This window comes from Acetobacter sp. AAB5, assembly GCF_050106715.1.
Lineage (GTDB): Bacteria > Pseudomonadota > Alphaproteobacteria > Acetobacterales > Acetobacteraceae > Acetobacter > Acetobacter oryzifermentans.
The window spans coordinates 1-15,283 of the sequence record NZ_JBNIEW010000009.1 but is presented as its reverse complement, the minus strand read 5'-3'; the positions used below and the strand labels follow the sequence as shown (position 1 = coordinate 15,283).

The following is a 15,283-nucleotide window of genomic DNA, read 5'->3' as shown; positions in this document are numbered from 1 at the left end:
GCCGATGGCTGGTGATGCGTTCAGGACACCGTAAACATGCCATTCGGCGCCGAGTGCCTGCCTGATCTGCCGGGCAACCGGCTTGATATCCCGTTGGGCCTAGAACATACCGGCAGTTGGAAAAGGCACAAGGCGGGGAGCGACCACGAGAACGCGAGCACCCCGGCTTTTGCGGCCTTGCACGGTAACAATAAGGAGAAGTGTTATCGCCGACAGTCCTTTCCCTGCCGGGCAACCTGCCCCAACCAGGCCTGTAACTGGTGCATTTCCGGCACTTTATGCTGAGGATCTTTGTGTTTTCCGTGGGGAAAGACTGGTACTGGACGGTGTCAGCTTTCAGATGGAAGCCGGAGCCGCCATGCTGCTAACCGGCCCTAATGGTGCAGGAAAGTCCACTTTGCTGCGCGTTCTGGCGGGCCTACGCAAACCCGATTCCGGCCAGTTGCTCTGGCATGGCGAATCGGTTTTTGCAGATCGCGCTGCCCATGCCAGCAAAGTGGCCTATCTGGGACATCAGGATGCGCTCAAGCCGGGGCTGACCGTAACCGAAAACCTCGCATTATTCGCACGTGCAGGCCAAGGCGACATGCAGGCGGCCCTTGAGGCCATGGACCTGCTGCCACTTGCCAATCTGCCAGCCCGCCTACTTTCTGCTGGACAGAAGCGGCGCACGGCGCTTGCGCGTGTTTTGCTGGCCAATGCACCTTTATGGCTGCTGGATGAACCTAGCCTTGGCTTGGATGCCAATGCCATTACCCTGTTAGGACAAGCCCTTACAGCACATAGGCAACAAGGTGGGTTGGTCATTGCCACCACACATGTGCCCTTACCGCTAGAAAACGTGCAGCCCCTTACATTGCCGGGCGCGGGCGATTCGGCTGCTTCCACCTTTTACCAGCAGGAAGATGACGCATGATCGGGCTGTTCTGGGCCATTGTTGGGCGTGACCTCCGCCTTGCCCTCCGGCATGGGGCAGACACAATGGGGGCCATTCTCTTCTTTATCGTTACGGCCACCCTGTTCCCGCTTGCTCTTGGCCCATCCCCAGAATTGCTGCGCCATATGGCGCCCGGCATTATCTGGGTTTGCGCCCTGCTGGCTGCTCTTCTGCCACTAGATCGGCTATTTGGTGCGGAGCTTGAAGATGGATCACTGGATCAGCTCCTACTTCTGGGCGTTCCGGCTTCCCTTGTAGCCTTAGCCAAAATAACCGCACACTGGTTGACCACAGGCATTCCCCTGCTTTTGGCCGCCGTGCCATTGGCCACCATGCTGGGCTTGCCAGCTTCTGCCTTGCCTGTGCTTTTGGCCGGGCTTTTCCTTGGGTCCGTTGTGTTATCTCTGATTGGAGGGATGGGCGCATCTATTGTGCTGGGCGCACGACGCGGTGGTGTGCTGCTACCACTGCTTACGCTGCCTTTGGCAACACCTGCGCTAATTTTTGGGGCTGCGGCTATTGATGCCGCATCAACCGGCCTGCCTTGGCAGCCAGATTTGGAACTTCTAGCAGCTTTTGTGGTGGGGGCTCTCCCACTCTGCCCGCTGGCAGCCGGTGCTGGGCTGAGAGCAGCTGCAGAATAATACGCATCTGCTGTTATGGCCTATTCAAAGGGCCATAACAGCAGCATATTTGGCAAAATTACTTAGATGTATTGCCAGATGTCGTCTGCTGATGGCTGACAGCCTGAATATCAACAGAGGCATAGCGCACAGAATTTTCCGCATCACGCAGGGCTTCACTTGCCTTGTACGGATCGTTCTTGATGAACTGTGCAGCGTGGTCCACGTCCTGCCGTGTCTGTTCCAGCGGCACAGCAGCAATAACGTAATCTGCATCCACACCAGAAACTTTTAGCACTTCAGAAGCGCGGTCCGGGTCACCTGCACGCAGGTGGCGGTTAGCCGCGGCAACAGCTGCGCTTTTTTCTGTTGTGGGTTCAACTGTTTCATCCAGAACCAGTTCGCCATCAATCGGCAACCAAGCCACAGGCGTAGTGCTGCCCGTGCCTTTTTTAGCTGTCTGAGCCTGCTTGGTTTTCACCGGCATCAGTTCAGCTTCTGCTTTCTGGAAAGCGGTATTATCGGCCCGTGCCCGATCCAATGCCTGCTGTGCGCTTGTAATCAGGGTTTTAGCCCCTTTAAGGTCACCATCAAAAATGGCGCGGCGTGCCAGCATCAGTTCTTCAAACGCTGTGTTCCCATCGTCTGAAAGGCGGCCGAAATCCTGCGTTGCTGCCGCTGTTGCAGCATTTGTTGCAGGCACAGCGGCCGTAGATGCTGCCTGCTGCTGTGCCCATGCTGGCGCAACAGCCGTTGTTGCTGCCAGTAGAGCGCCCAACAGCATACCCGTTTTCTTCATGATTTCTCCCTTTCTGAACGCCATCCATAATGGCCTTGTTTGCGTTCTGATTGTTGAGCGAGAAAGCACGAAAGCAAAGGCAGGCAAACACAAGGCTGGCCTGCCCTCACATCGGATCAGATATAATGCTCGGTTAATGGCGCAAAACCATTAAACCCCGTCGCACAGTAAGTGGAGACATAAGCACCGGCCCCCAGCAGATCGACCTGTTCCCCCGCAGCCAAGTCCAGCGGCAGTTCGTAATGCGTTTTCTCGTACATGATATCCGCACCATCACAGGTTGGTCCGGCCAGCGCCACACGCCCTGTGGGAGAACCATCCCGACTGGTGCGAATCGCGTAACGAATGGATTCGTTTTCTGTTTCCGCCAAGCCGCCAAACCGCCCGATATCCAGATACACCCAACGCAGCCCATCCTTACGCCCACGCGCACTGACAAGCACAACTTCCGAGCGCACCACACCGGCTTCACCCACAATAAAGCGGCCAGGTTCCACCAGCATTTCTGGCAATGCATTGCCAAAGTGCTCTGTCATGGCGCGGAAGATGGCCGTAGTGAAGTGATCGATTTCGGGCACATCATCCCGGTAACGGATGGGAAAACCGCCCCCCAGATTGACCATACGCAAATCCAGCCCGGCTGCACTTAAATCTGTAAACAGAGCCGCCGCACGGGCAATGGCAACCTCATAAGCTTCTGCAGAAAGCTGCTGGCTGCCCACATGGAAGGAAAGCCCATACGGGTCCAGCCCCAGTTCTCTGGCGGCCAGCATCAGTTCCTTGGCGGATTCGACTGTGGTGCCAAACTTGCGGGAAAGTGGCCATTCTGCCCCGTAGTTATCCACCAGAAGGCGGCAATAAACGCGGCTTCCCGGTGCGTGTGCAGCCAGTTTTTCCAGCTCTTCCCGGCAGTCAAAAACAAACATCCGCACACCGGCTTCATAAGCAGCACGGATAGCAGAAACCTTTTTAACCGTATTACCAAAGGAAATGGCATCCGGGCTGGCGCCTGCCTGCAAGCATAGGGAAACTTCTTCCCACGAAGCGGCATCAAAGCAGGAGCCAAGCTCAACCAACCGCCGCAGAATAGGCTGCGCTGGATTAGCTTTAACGGCATAGTAAATACGAGCCTGCGGCAAAGCTTTGCCCAATGCATGATAGCGGTCTGCTACTGCATCCACATCGAGAACAAGACAAGGCGTTGCCGGCTTTTGCTCGGCGAGAAAACGGGTGATTTTGGGATTCATATCCCCACTCCCCCAGATCAGGCTCCTCCGCCTGAACAGCGCGGAGAAGGACGTTGCGAAACGGTCTAACGGACCAGCGACCAAAGGCAGATGCACGAAACATCCCGATTGCCAGAACGCTTGACGTCGTTGCGTAACCTCAGAGGGCCAGTGGCACGTGCGTTGCTGCGTAGGGGCGTGCATATGAGGCCAAAGCGCAACAAGTGCAAGTCAAAAACATTCAAAAAACAAAAAAACATGGCACTTGGCCATCATGCCCGATAAGACAAGGCAAGCTTTATACACGGCATTTATGCTCGTTTTTGGCAAAAGCATGCAGAGTTAACTTTTTGTTCCTGCAAGAAAGCATGCCTCTTTACCGCACACCATGCCGTTATTGTTTTGGTGTGCTGCTACAAGTTTATCGCTGGTGCCGCAGAAGGTGCCTCTTACCTTAACGAAGGACGCTCCAATCCCGATGCAGGTTATCTGTCAGCCCGATACGCGCCCATCTGTGCACCCGGATTCTCACTCCCACACGATTCATGAAAACGTGCAGCCCAATTTTTCTCGCCCTTCTGAACTGGGGCGGAAAGATTGGAAGATTATTTTACAGCGCACAGTTAAAAGCCTTATTTCAGGCCCCACCACGTTGGTGGCCGCGGGTTGCGCATTTTATACCACGCTCTCCCTGTTTCCGGCCATCAGTTCCCTGATCTCCATTTACGGGTTGGCTTTTGATGTACAGACCGTGGCGCCACAGATGGAAGTCTTGCGCAACCTGCTGCCACCCAATGCCTTCACTCTGCTTTATGATCGGGTGCAAACGCTTGTAGCTGAGCCGCCCTCATCCCTCACATTCAACCTGATTATTTCAGTCAGCGTGGCTTTGTGGTCTGCCTCTGCGGCAACGCGGTCTATTATTTCTGCCCTGAATATCGCGTATAATACGCGTGAAAATCGTAATTTCTTTATATTTCAGATTACTGCCTTTGCCCTTACTCTTTGCGGCATTCTGGGCGCAGTGCTTACCTTGGCCCTTATGGTGGCCATGCCGCTGCTGCTTAACCTTCCAGCATTGCTACACATTCCCACCCCTCCCGGTTCCATTGAATTTATGGCCCGGTGGAGCGGCCCGGTGGTGATGTTTACATTTGAAACGCTGGCGCTTTCCGCACTGTACAGATTTGGCCCCAACCGGCACATTTCCACCCAATGGCGCTGGGTTCTGCCCGGAGCCGTCTGCTCCACGCTAACGTGGATTGCGGCATCACTCGGCTTTTCCTACTACGTGGCACATATTGCCAGTTACAGCGCCACTTATGGGCCACTAGGTGCCTTTATCGCCATTATGATGTGGTTTTTTGTAACCGCGTGGGTGGTGCTTATGGGGGCTGAACTGAACGCTGAGATGGAAAGCTACGCCCGCGGCATTACGCGGCAGCCTCTGGAAGTTTGATCAACCAGAATCCAGACATCATCAAAAAGGGGTATCCTGATCAGGATACCCCTTTTTGATTCTCTACAGATCTTTTTATAAAAACTGGCCACACGCTCTTAACGGCGATGACGAGCCCTATGCAGGGGGCGCGCTGTGTGCGGTGCAGTGTCCTGCAAGGAAAGGCTGCTATCAGCCAAACCACCTCCATCAGGCGCAGATGCCACTTCAACAGGCGCGGGTTCTAGCCGCACATGGGCAATGCCACTGTTCAACATACCCAGTTCCGCAGCGGCCGCTTTGGAAACATCAATAATACGGCCACGGCTGTACGGCCCACGATCATTGACTGTAACCACCACAGAACGCCCAGTATCCTCCGAAACAACCCGGAGCTTGCTACCCAGTGGCGCTGTTGGATGTGCGGCTGTGAGGCTGGCCTTATCAAACCGCGCACCAGAAGATGTGCGCCGGTTATGAAAGCGCCCCCCATACCAACTGGCCACACCTTTTTGAAAAATGTGCTGCGCCTTATTTGTATCAGAATCCGCAGTGGCGACTGTCTGTGCGCTACGCCCAGCCAATGCACGGCGGACAGAATCTGCCCACGCCGTGCCACCTTGCCCGGCTTCTGCTGCCTGAACAGCGGAAGCCGACAAAAGAGAAGACATAACAAACACACTTCCAAGAAGTGCCCGGCGCAGGGCTGACATCCGCCTGTTTACTCCATTTTCTGACATCATTCTGTTCGCCAGAAGACCGTGTTCACACTGTAAAAGCAATCTTTTTCAGCCTTCAGAATGCAAATACAGATTTATAGTCACTTATGTTCAACACGCTTATCGTGACAAAAATATGGCCTTAAAGCGCGTAACTCCGCTGCACGTATTTTTGCTAGACTGCATTTTCCTGTCCACCAGCATGCCTCTTCTCTTGGATACGGGGCAGCATCGTGCTACGGCCCCTTCCTGTTATGGAAAGACCTCTTATTGCTGTGCTCAACGGCCCCAACCTGAATATGCTTGGCCAGCGCCAACCCGAAATATACGGGCGGGCAACGCTGGACGACGTGGAACAACTTTGCCTGCAAACAGCTGAAAAGCTGGGTCTGGCCATAGATTTCCGCCAGACCAACATTGAAGGTGAGCTGATTTCCTGGGTGCAGGACTGCCGCAAGCGTGCGCGGGGCATTATCATCAACCCGGCTGGCTATACACATACGTCTATCGCCCTGCTGGATGCCCTGCTGACAACAGACTTGCCTGTGATAGAGGTTCATATCTCCAACATTCACCGCCGCGAGCCATTCCGCCATCATTCCTATGTCTCTCGTGCTGCTACAGGCGTTATCTGTGGGCTAGGCGTGGCGGGGTATTCTCTGGCATTGCAGGCAATGACCGATCTTATTCTGAATGAGGATGACTGATGAGCGGATTGCTCGTGGATGCGGAGGCCATTCGGGCTCTGGCTGAAATTCTGGCCGAAACCGGCCTGACTGAAATTGAAGTATCGGAAAAGGACAGCCGCATTCGCGTTGCCCGCATGCCCGCCCCTGTGCAGGCTGTGGCCGCCGCGCCTCAGGCCGTTGCAGCTCCGGCACCTGCCGCAGCCCCGGCGGAAGCCGCAGTGCCTGCCGCCCCGGCAGACCTTTCCCGCCATCCGGGCGCTGTAAACAGCCCAATGGTGGGTGTGGCTTACCTGACACCAGATCCGTCCTCCCCTCCTTTTGCCAGCGAAGGCCAGATTGTGACCGCCGGCCAGACCCTGATGCTGATTGAAGCCATGAAAACCTTCAACCAGATCAAGGCTCCTAAAGGTGGCACGCTTAAGGCCCTGCTGGTGGCTTCTGGCGATCCGGTAGAATACGGCCAGCCGCTTGCTATTATTGAGTAATGTTTTCTAAGATCCTTATCGCCAACCGAGGCGAAATTGCCCTTCGTATCCTGCGCGCCTGCCGGGAGCTAGGGATCAAGACCGTAGCGGTACATTCCACTGCGGATGAAGACGCCATGCACGTTCGGCTGGCAGATGAAGCTGTTTGCATCGGGCCGCCGGCCTCGCGCGATTCTTATCTGAACGTAGCTGCTATTCTTTCTGCAGCCACCATTACCGGGGCGGAAGCGATTCACCCCGGCTATGGTTTTCTTTCAGAAAATGCTGATTTTGCCGAAACGGTGGAAGCACACGGCCTAACCTTTATTGGCCCTACGGCGGAGCATATCCGCATGATGGGGGATAAGATTACCGCCAAAACCACCATGCAGATGCTGGGCGTGCCCTTGGTGCCCGGTTCTGATGGTGAGCTGACAAACCTGGAAGAAGCCCGCGAAGTTGCTGATAAAGTGGGCTACCCAGTGCTGATCAAGGCTGCAGCTGGCGGTGGTGGCCGCGGCATGAAGGTGGCCCAAACGGCTGACGATCTGGAAGATGCCTGGAAAATGGCCCGCGCCGAAGCACGTGCTGCTTTTGGTAACGATGCCGTTTATCTGGAAAAATACATGGATCGGCCACGCCATATTGAACTCCAAATTCTGGGGGACAATTACGGTAACGTGGTGCATTTTGGGGAACGTGACTGCTCTCTCCAGCGCCGCCACCAAAAACTTCTGGAAGAAGCGGGGTCTCCTGCCCTTACGGCAGAACAGCGCGATGCCATTGGCCAGACAGCCACGCAGGCCCTTTCCAAAATGGGCTATCGCAACGCGGGGACGCTGGAATTCCTGTATCAGGATGGACAGTTCTGCTTCATTGAAATGAACACCCGCCTTCAGGTCGAACATCCAGTAACCGAAATGGTGTGTGATGTGGATTTGGTGCGTGAGCAGATCCGCTTGGCCGCTGGTGAGCAGCTTGGTTACACGCAGAAAGATATTTCATTTTCTGGCCATGCCATTGAATGCCGTATCAATGCGGAAGATCCAGACAGCTTTACCCCCTGCCCCGGCACGGTTGCTGTTTACCACCCACCCGGCGGTTTGGGTGTGCGTGTAGATAGCGCCCTTTACACCGGTTACCGCGTACCGCCATTTTACGACAGCATGATTGCCAAGCTGATCGTACACGCCCCTACGCGTGAACAGGCTATTGCCCGCATGCAGCGTGCGTTGGATGAATTTGTGGTGGAAGGTATTAAAACCGTTATTCCGCTGCACCGCCGTATTCTGGAAGATCCAGAATTCCAGAAGGGTGAGTACACCATCCACTGGTTGGAGCAATTTACGGCCAAGCCACACTAAACTGCGGTTTGACTGTTTTCTGGTGACCACAAAAAACCCGGCGCATCTTTTAGGATGCCGCCGGGTTTTTTGTATTTGGATATTAAGATGAGCAATTAGGCACTAGGTGTAACCCCAACCGCTTCCTCTTCTTCCTCATCATAGGAGCGAATGCGCGGATCTTGCCCCACACGCGGGCGGAATTCACCACGGCGCAAAGCTGTTTCAATATCTTCCAACGTTGCCCCAGCTGTTTCCGGCACACAGAAGAAAACAAACAAGACAGATGCAAGGTTAACACCAGCATAAATCCACATGGTGCCTCCCAGAGACACTGTCTGCACCAATGTAAGAGCCGTGGATGTTACCAGCAGATCAGCCCCCCACAGCATGGCCGCATGTATACTGGTTGCCGCAGCACGCATAGGCAGCGGAAACAACTCCGCACCCAAAAGCCAGCCCACAACCTGAATACCGCCAGAATTAAACAGCATAAACAGCAGCAAGAAGGCCACAATCAACCAGCTTCCCACACTCCCCTGAGCCGGGTGCATGGCAAAAACAATACCCAGGCCAATAAGGCTTACAACAGAGCCCGGCCCCATAATCAGCACCAAGCGCCGACGGCCAATTTTATCGACAAACAAGCACCCAAGCAGGGTCATGATGAGATAAACAAGCGCAATTCCCAAGCTTGTCAGCAGTGCTGATGAACTTCCAAACCCTGCATCAGACAGAAAGGTAGGGGTATAGTAGATCATCATCTCCAACCCACCAGCCTGCGTAAAGAAGGCAATCCCTAAGGCAGCTATCACCGCAGGGCGCACCCAAGGTAGCTTCAGGCCCTTCCAGCCACGCTCATCTTCATCCAGATTTACAACATTGGCGTGGATCTCGTTGATCTCGCGCTGAATGACCTTGCGGGAAGAACGCACACGCCCAAGCTGCTCTACCGCAGATTCCAGCCCTTCATTTTCAGCAGTCCAACGTGGGCTTTTGGGCAGAAAAAACATGCTGATAAAAACAAAAGCAGCCGGGATAGCGGCCACAGAAATCATGGGCCGCCAACCCCATTTTTCACGCATGGTAAAACCAACCAAATTGGCCAGAAAAATGCCAATCCCAATAGCCACGTTAAACAGCGTTACCAAATTGCCGCGCTTGCTGGCTGGGGCCAATTCCGAAATATATGTTGGCACCACCTGCGTGGCCCCACCCACTGCGCAGCCCAAAAATACACGGGCAATAATGAGGCTGGTAAGATTGGGTGCGTAAGAACACGCTAATGCACCAATTACAAAAACCGCGGTAACAACCATAACCGAAACACGGCGGCCAAAGCGTTCTGATAAGTTGGCAATGCCCATGGCACCAATAACAGCGCCCACCAGAATAGCTGATGTAACAATTTCCTCCTGACCAGCAGTCAGATGAAAATCTTTTGTAATAAGAAGAAGGGCACCAGAAATAATACCGGTATCGTAGCCGTAAAGACCACCACAGATGGCAGAAACAAATGCTGCAATCCACAACACGTGCTTGGCATACGGAGAAATATCGAGATTTTGTATAGCTTCTTGAGCTCGTTTCTTTTCAGATTTCATGCCGTGATTATGCCACGATTAGAAAATTATTGCATAGCTGACATAATTTTATTTATTATGTCACAAATAGGCTTTTATGCCTTACGCATTTTACCCTTCTAAAACGCACGCATACGTTTTTCGTTTCCCTTTGATTTTTCTTGACATAATTGCACTTAAAGCTATCTGCTGTCCGATACCAAGGGGGGTTCCGGTAAGGAACTGAGAGGCCACTTTTTGCACGATTCGTTCGGGCACCGTGGCGACCCTGCCGCCAGAACATGATGTTTTGGCGGGGAACCTGATCCGGCTTATACCGGCGGAGGGACTGGTGCCTGAAAAGACAGATATGTTCTTCCCGAACCTAGCCGCCCATAAAAGCGGAGTCTCTTCAGACCTGTCCTCCTCGGCAGAGGAGACGATGACGTTATGTCTTCAGTTGATTCCAAACAAAACACGGCCCCTTCCAGTGTAGGGGGCAACCCTAAACCTGCCAACACGGCTGCACCTGCTCCAGGGCATGTCACCACCGGTGCTATCCGTGGTTCATGTAAAGTGTATTCTAGCCCCGCAGATCGGCCAGATATGCGTGTGCCGTTCCGCGAAATCATGCTGGAACCTTCTGCAAACGAACCACCGGTGCGTGTGTATGATACTTCCGGCCCCTACACAGACAGCACTGTAGAAATTGACGTTAACAAAGGGCTGCCCAAAATTCGGGCACCGTGGCTGACTGCCCGCGGTTTTGAGCACATCAAACCGCGTGACATTAAGCCAGAAGATAATGGCAATGCAGAAGGCACCTACCTTGTAGCCCCCTGCCCTGCTCCGCATACCGTGCTTAAGGGGCGAGAAGGCCAGCTTGTTACACAATATGAGTTCGCTAAAGCAGGCATTATTACAGATGAAATGATTTACGTGGCCCACCGCGAAAATCTGGGCCGGCAAAAAGCTGCTGATGATGCCGCCCAATGCTTGGAAGATGGCGAATCCTTTGGGGCCAGTATTCCAGAATTCATTACGCCTGAATTTGTCCGGCAGGAAATTGCCCGCGGCCGAGCCATTATTCCGGCAAACATCAACCATCCAGAGTTGGAACCCGTTATTATCGGGCGTAATTTCCTTGTAAAAATTAACGCCAATATCGGCAATTCCGCCATTACTTCATCAGCAGCAGAGGAAGTTGAAAAGCTTGTATGGTCCATTCGCTGGGGTGCGGATACCGTAATGGACCTTTCCACAGGCCGGAACATCCACAATATCCGTGACTGGATTTTACGTAACGCGCCCACACCTATTGGCACAGTGCCACTGTATCAGGCTTTAGAAAAAGTCGGTGGTGATGTCAGCAAACTGAGCTGGGAAGTTTTTCGCGATACTCTGATCGAACAGGCAGAACAGGGTGTGGACTACTTTACCATTCATGCGGGTGTGCGGTTGCAGCATGTGCCGCTAACCGCTCATCGCGTTACAGGCATTGTTTCACGCGGCGGCTCCATCATGGCAAGCTGGTGCCTGAATGGTCATCGTGAAAGCTTCCTGTACGAACACTTTGCAGACATATGCGACATCATGCGCGCCTATGATGTTTCCTTCTCTTTAGGAGACGGCCTACGCCCAGGCAGCATTGCTGATGCTAATGATGCCGCACAGTTTGCCGAACTGGAAACCCTGGGTGAACTCACAGAGATTGCTTGGGCAAAAGGCTGTCAGGTTATGATCGAAGGGCCGGGCCATGTGCCCATGCACAAGATCAAGGCCAACATGGATAAGCAGCTTAAAGAATGTAAGGAGGCCCCCTTCTATACGCTTGGCCCGCTGACCACAGACATTGCACCGGGGTATGACCACATTACATCTGCCATTGGCGCAGCCATGATCGGATGGTTTGGCACCTCTATGCTCTGCTATGTCACACCCAAGGAACATCTGGGCCTACCAGACAGGAATGACGTAAAAACAGGTGTGATCACCTACCGTATTGCAGCGCATGCCGCTGATCTTGCAAAAGGTCATCCATCCGCAAAATATCGGGATGATGCGCTTAGCCGTGCGCGCTTCTCCTTTAGGTGGGAAGATCAGTTCAATCTTTCTTTAGACCCAGATACAGCCTGCGCGTATCATGATGAAACCATGCCGCGTGAGGCACATAAAAGTGCACATTTCTGTTCAATGTGCGGCCCTAAATTCTGTTCAATGCGTATCAGTCAGGATCTGAAACAAGACGCCATACGCATTGCTGGCATGGAACAAAAAACAGAAGAATTCCGACAAGCTGGCGGCAAAGTTTATGTGCCCGCAGAGTAAGTTGCCAAGCTGATAACAAAAAGCCCCGGGCCAATAGTCCGGGGCTTTTTTATGCCATCAAAAATCACGTTGTTAGAAATAGTGCCTTAAATAAACTTTCGGCACGCCTTCACTATTCAGGCATGAAAATACAATAACAGCGGCCCATACCACGCAGGACGCCACGCAAAACGCTTTTGTCCATTTTGGCAGATCATTATCCCGCCCAGCCATCACCGGCCAGTAAATGGATTTATGCCCAAACCATGCCAGAACACCCGCCACGGCCAGTGCTATCAATTTAGGAGAAAGATACGCCCGATTGCCGATATGCACTGGATCATAAAAGAACAAAGCGAAACCAGAGATCATCGCCAAGGCATAACTGATATGCAGTGGCTTCACCATAAACCGTGAAATGCGCACCACTGTTGGCCGATCCAGATTTTGAATAACAGCAAGAATAAACAGAAATTCCAGACCAAAAAACGCTGCCATTGTAAGAATATGTACAATTCTTGCAAGGTAATGCACTGGCTGGAACCAGAAATGATAAGCCCGACTATCTAACGCCATAAGCAAGGAGTTGGGCAGGCGCAGGAACGCCAAGGGATGAGATGACATAAGCGTTAAGCTCGCGGGTTATCTGGTGTGATTGACTTTGACAATGATTCGCACTAATCCAAACGGCATGACTGATGGAGTATCATACAATGAAACTGCTTGTAGCAGCCATTCCTCTGTTAGCAGGTGCATGGATATGTTTCCCTCAGCAGGCCCATTCTCAAACAGTTTTTCAGCTTACTGTCAAAGATCATCATTTTGAGCCTGATCATATCACCGTTCCTGCTGGTGAGCGATTCATGATCGAACTCAATAATCAGGACACAACAACTGATGAGTTCGAAAGCTACGATATGAAATTTGAAAAAATTGTTGTTCCACAAGGAACAATCAAAGTGCATGCCGGGCCTCTTCACCCTGGAACCTATACTTTTTTTGATGATTACCATCCAGACGAGGCCAAGGGTACAGTTACAGCAGAAGAAAAGAAGTAAATTATGCTTGGAAGCCTGATTATTGTCTTTCGCGAGGTTATGGAAGCCGGGTTGATTGTTGGCATTGTGCTGGCAGCCACACGGGGCATTCCGGGGCGCGGATGGTGGGTTTCCGGCGGCATTGGCGCAGGTGTTGTTGGCGCAGCAATTGTAGCCATGTTTGCGGGTGAACTCTCTCAGGCTTTTTCAGGCAACGGGCAGGATATTTTTTCTGCTGTTATCCTGTGCATCGCAGTTCTTATGCTTTCGTGGCATGTTATCTGGATGGCCAGCCATGGCCGCGAGCTTGCTCAGGAAATGCGTAGTGTTGGCAATGAGGTATCAGAAGGAAGCCGCTCTCTTTTCGCCTTGGCTACTGTTGTTGCAGTAGCTGTTCTGCGCGAGGGGATGGAAGTTGTGTTGTTCCTTTATGGTATTGCTGTTTCCGCACATACCGGTTTTGTGCCCATGTTTACAGGCGGCCTCCTTGGTGTTCTGGGGGGAGCTGCACTTTCATGGGCTCTTTATAGAGGTTTGATTATCATTCCTCTGAAACATCTTTTTGCAGTCACGAATGTTCTGGTCTCCTTTCTGGCTGCTGGCATGGCCAGTCAGGCTGCTGCCATCCTTGCGAATGATGATCTGATCCCCGCCATGGGTTACGATATCTGGGATACATCTTGGCTGCTGTCTGATGGCAGTATGCTTGGGCGTACGGCCAAAGTTCTGATTGGATACACAGATAGACCAATGGGCATTCAGCTGCTCGTATGGGTGCTGACACTTGCCGGACTGGTTGTTGCTGAACGCTTTGTTCGCACACGTCCTCAATCCAGCGCTTCATAATCAGTCACAGGTGCGCAGAAAATATCTGCCACTGTGCCTTACAAAAACTTGAGGTGCAGACATATGAAATCCTATCTTTCAATTCTTTCCGCGGCATCGGTTCTTACCCTTGCTATCGCGCTTCCGGCTGCAGCCCGCGAATACCCAGTGGGTGGCCCCGTGCATGCACATGACATGGAAATTGCAGCAAACTACCTGCTTGATATTGACATGATGCCCATGACATCTGACATGGCGATGGGCAAAGATACCATTCATCTGGAAACCGATGTGCATGCCACGGCAGATAACCAGTGGGGCTTTCCTGATGGTGCTTGGGTTCCCTACCTGAAGGTAGATTACACTCTGACCAAAAAAGGATCCAGCTGGAAAAATCAGGGCACGCTGCACCCCATGACAGCAAAAGATGGCCCACATTACGCCAACAATGTTAAAATGGATGGCCCTGGCAGCTACACGGTTGTGTTTAACTACAGCTCACCGGAAGCCAACGGGTTCATTCATCACACAGATAAAGAAACCGGCACGCCGGGCTTTTGGCAGCCCTTTACAGAATCATTCACTTTTGAATACCCACAGAAATAATAATGACGTTTTAAAAGAGAGGGCATTGCCCTCTCTTTTTTACATTCCAGCCCTGCGCTTATGAAGACAGTATTCTAATTGCATTTTTATACGCTCTAATTGAGAATGATTATCCATTGCTAAATGCAGATCATCCGCGCCAATTACCAGAGCAGCTTACAACCATGCAAAAATTCCGTAAAAATAATAGAAAATTTCTAAAGTTTTTTTGTCTTTACGCGACAATCCTGACTACCCCCGTCTTAGCGCATGGTGAGGAGACGCAGATTGAGCAGGACCGTCGTCGGTTAGGCAATTCCGGGCCGTTGATTGAGCAGATTGACCCGGCCACGGTGCGGGATTCCCAGCGCGCATCCGAAGATGCGGCTGCCGAGAAAAAGGGCGATGACACACCCGACATGAGCGACCACCTGCTGGGCAACATGTGGGGCGCGCGTGACTGGATGGCCAAACACGGCATCAGCTTTGACATTCAGGAAGTAGATGAGCTGTGGGGCAACGCCACGGGGGGCACGGCCTCGGGGGCTGATGGCGCCAGTGGATCGGGCACCGGCCCCGCCTATGATGGGGTGACCATGCCCACCCTGACAGTGGATTTGGAAAAGCTGATCGGCCTGAAGGGCGGCACGTTCAATGTCAGCGCCCTGCAGTTGCGTGGGCGCTCTATCTCGCAGGATCATCTGGCCAACTTCAACCCCGTCAGCGGGT

General features: G+C 52.7%; 16 protein-coding genes. 11 read left to right on the top strand and 5 right to left on the bottom strand.

Annotated features, from left to right (window positions below):
* Positions 1 to 169: 169 nt before the first annotated feature.
* Entirely contained in the window at positions 170 to 916 is a 747-nt protein-coding gene (gene ccmA, locus ACP7IZ_RS09565) for a heme ABC exporter ATP-binding protein CcmA (protein WP_426848913.1), read from the top strand.
* On the top strand, positions 913 to 1,581 hold the full coding sequence (ccmB, locus tag ACP7IZ_RS09560; RefSeq protein ID WP_006115092.1) for a heme exporter protein CcmB: 669 nt from the start codon (positions 913 to 915) through the stop codon (positions 1,579 to 1,581). Before ccmA ends, ccmB begins: the two co-directional genes overlap by 4 nt.
* A gap of 58 nt (positions 1,582 to 1,639) precedes the next feature.
* Here the strand turns inward: ccmB and ACP7IZ_RS09555 are convergent, their stop codons facing one another.
* Both ACP7IZ_RS09555 and ACP7IZ_RS09550 read right to left on the bottom strand, forming a co-directional pair.
* Positions 1,640 to 2,428 (bottom strand): YfdX family protein, encoded by a 789-nt coding sequence (locus ACP7IZ_RS09555; RefSeq protein WP_426848911.1) that lies wholly within the window; start codon positions 2,426 to 2,428, stop codon positions 1,640 to 1,642.
* Positions 2,429 to 2,475: 47 nt separating this feature from the next.
* On the bottom strand, positions 2,476 to 3,789 hold the full coding sequence (locus ACP7IZ_RS09550) for a type III PLP-dependent enzyme (RefSeq protein ID WP_414145274.1): 1,314 nt from the start codon (positions 3,787 to 3,789) through the stop codon (positions 2,476 to 2,478).
* A gap of 184 nt (positions 3,790 to 3,973) precedes the next feature.
* Here ACP7IZ_RS09550 and ACP7IZ_RS09545 point away from each other — a divergent pair, with 184 nt between their 5' ends.
* Positions 3,974 to 5,044 carry a YihY/virulence factor BrkB family protein gene (locus ACP7IZ_RS09545; protein WP_006115095.1) on the top strand — a complete coding sequence of 357 codons (1,071 nt, stop codon included), beginning with the start codon at positions 3,974 to 3,976 and terminating at the stop codon, positions 5,042 to 5,044.
* 98 nt (positions 5,045 to 5,142) lie between these two features.
* On the opposite strand, the gene ACP7IZ_RS09540 is transcribed toward ACP7IZ_RS09545, so the two are convergent.
* On the bottom strand, positions 5,143 to 5,736 hold the full coding sequence (locus ACP7IZ_RS09540) for a septal ring lytic transglycosylase RlpA family protein (protein WP_426848908.1): 594 nt from the start codon (positions 5,734 to 5,736) through the stop codon (positions 5,143 to 5,145).
* 260 nt (positions 5,737 to 5,996) lie between these two features.
* On the opposite strand from ACP7IZ_RS09540, the gene aroQ reads away from it, so the two are divergent.
* The 3 genes from aroQ to accC are packed head-to-tail and all read left to right on the top strand — an operon-like array spanning position 5,997 to position 8,259.
* Complete coding sequence (aroQ, locus tag ACP7IZ_RS09535) at positions 5,997 to 6,449, top strand: type II 3-dehydroquinate dehydratase (RefSeq protein WP_035352282.1); 453 nt, start codon at positions 5,997 to 5,999, stop codon at positions 6,447 to 6,449.
* Positions 6,449 to 6,916 carry an acetyl-CoA carboxylase biotin carboxyl carrier protein subunit gene (locus ACP7IZ_RS09530; protein ID WP_332339850.1) on the top strand — a complete coding sequence of 156 codons (468 nt, stop codon included), beginning with the start codon at positions 6,449 to 6,451 and terminating at the stop codon, positions 6,914 to 6,916. The genes aroQ and ACP7IZ_RS09530 overlap by 1 nt, the downstream gene beginning before the upstream one ends.
* Positions 6,916 to 8,259, top strand: coding sequence for an acetyl-CoA carboxylase biotin carboxylase subunit (gene accC / locus ACP7IZ_RS09525; protein ID WP_426848906.1), 1,344 nt, complete (start codon positions 6,916 to 6,918; stop codon positions 8,257 to 8,259). Before ACP7IZ_RS09530 ends, accC begins: the two co-directional genes overlap by 1 nt.
* Positions 8,260 to 8,354: 95 nt before the next feature.
* Here accC and ACP7IZ_RS09520 read toward each other — a convergent pair whose 3' ends face one another.
* Positions 8,355 to 9,842 (bottom strand): sugar porter family MFS transporter, encoded by a 1,488-nt coding sequence (locus tag ACP7IZ_RS09520; RefSeq protein ID WP_006115100.1) that lies wholly within the window; start codon positions 9,840 to 9,842, stop codon positions 8,355 to 8,357.
* Between the two features lie 408 nt (positions 9,843 to 10,250).
* On the opposite strand from ACP7IZ_RS09520, the gene thiC reads away from it, so the two are divergent.
* Complete coding sequence (thiC, locus tag ACP7IZ_RS09515) at positions 10,251 to 12,128, top strand: phosphomethylpyrimidine synthase ThiC (RefSeq protein WP_426848905.1); 1,878 nt, start codon at positions 10,251 to 10,253, stop codon at positions 12,126 to 12,128.
* Positions 12,129 to 12,200: 72 nt separating this feature from the next.
* Here thiC and ACP7IZ_RS09510 read toward each other — a convergent pair whose 3' ends face one another.
* A complete protein-coding gene (locus ACP7IZ_RS09510) occupies positions 12,201 to 12,731 on the bottom strand; it encodes a hypothetical protein (RefSeq protein WP_089179756.1) in 531 nt (176 codons plus the stop codon).
* 74 nt (positions 12,732 to 12,805) lie between these two features.
* Here ACP7IZ_RS09510 and ACP7IZ_RS09505 point away from each other — a divergent pair, with 74 nt between their 5' ends.
* From ACP7IZ_RS09505 to ACP7IZ_RS09490, 4 genes are all read left to right on the top strand, one after another.
* A complete protein-coding gene (locus ACP7IZ_RS09505) occupies positions 12,806 to 13,165 on the top strand; it encodes a cupredoxin domain-containing protein (RefSeq protein ID WP_014457553.1) in 360 nt (119 codons plus the stop codon).
* Between the two features lie 3 nt (positions 13,166 to 13,168).
* Positions 13,169 to 13,990 carry an FTR1 family iron permease gene (locus tag ACP7IZ_RS09500; protein ID WP_006115104.1) on the top strand — a complete coding sequence of 274 codons (822 nt, stop codon included), beginning with the start codon at positions 13,169 to 13,171 and terminating at the stop codon, positions 13,988 to 13,990.
* A 33-nt stretch (positions 13,991 to 14,023) separates the two neighbouring features.
* Positions 14,024 to 14,575 carry an iron transporter gene (locus ACP7IZ_RS09495; RefSeq protein WP_006115105.1) on the top strand — a complete coding sequence of 184 codons (552 nt, stop codon included), beginning with the start codon at positions 14,024 to 14,026 and terminating at the stop codon, positions 14,573 to 14,575.
* 164 nt (positions 14,576 to 14,739) lie between these two features.
* Positions 14,740 to 15,283: carbohydrate porin (locus ACP7IZ_RS09490; protein WP_426848983.1), on the top strand; the 544-nt coding region annotated here is incomplete at its 3' end.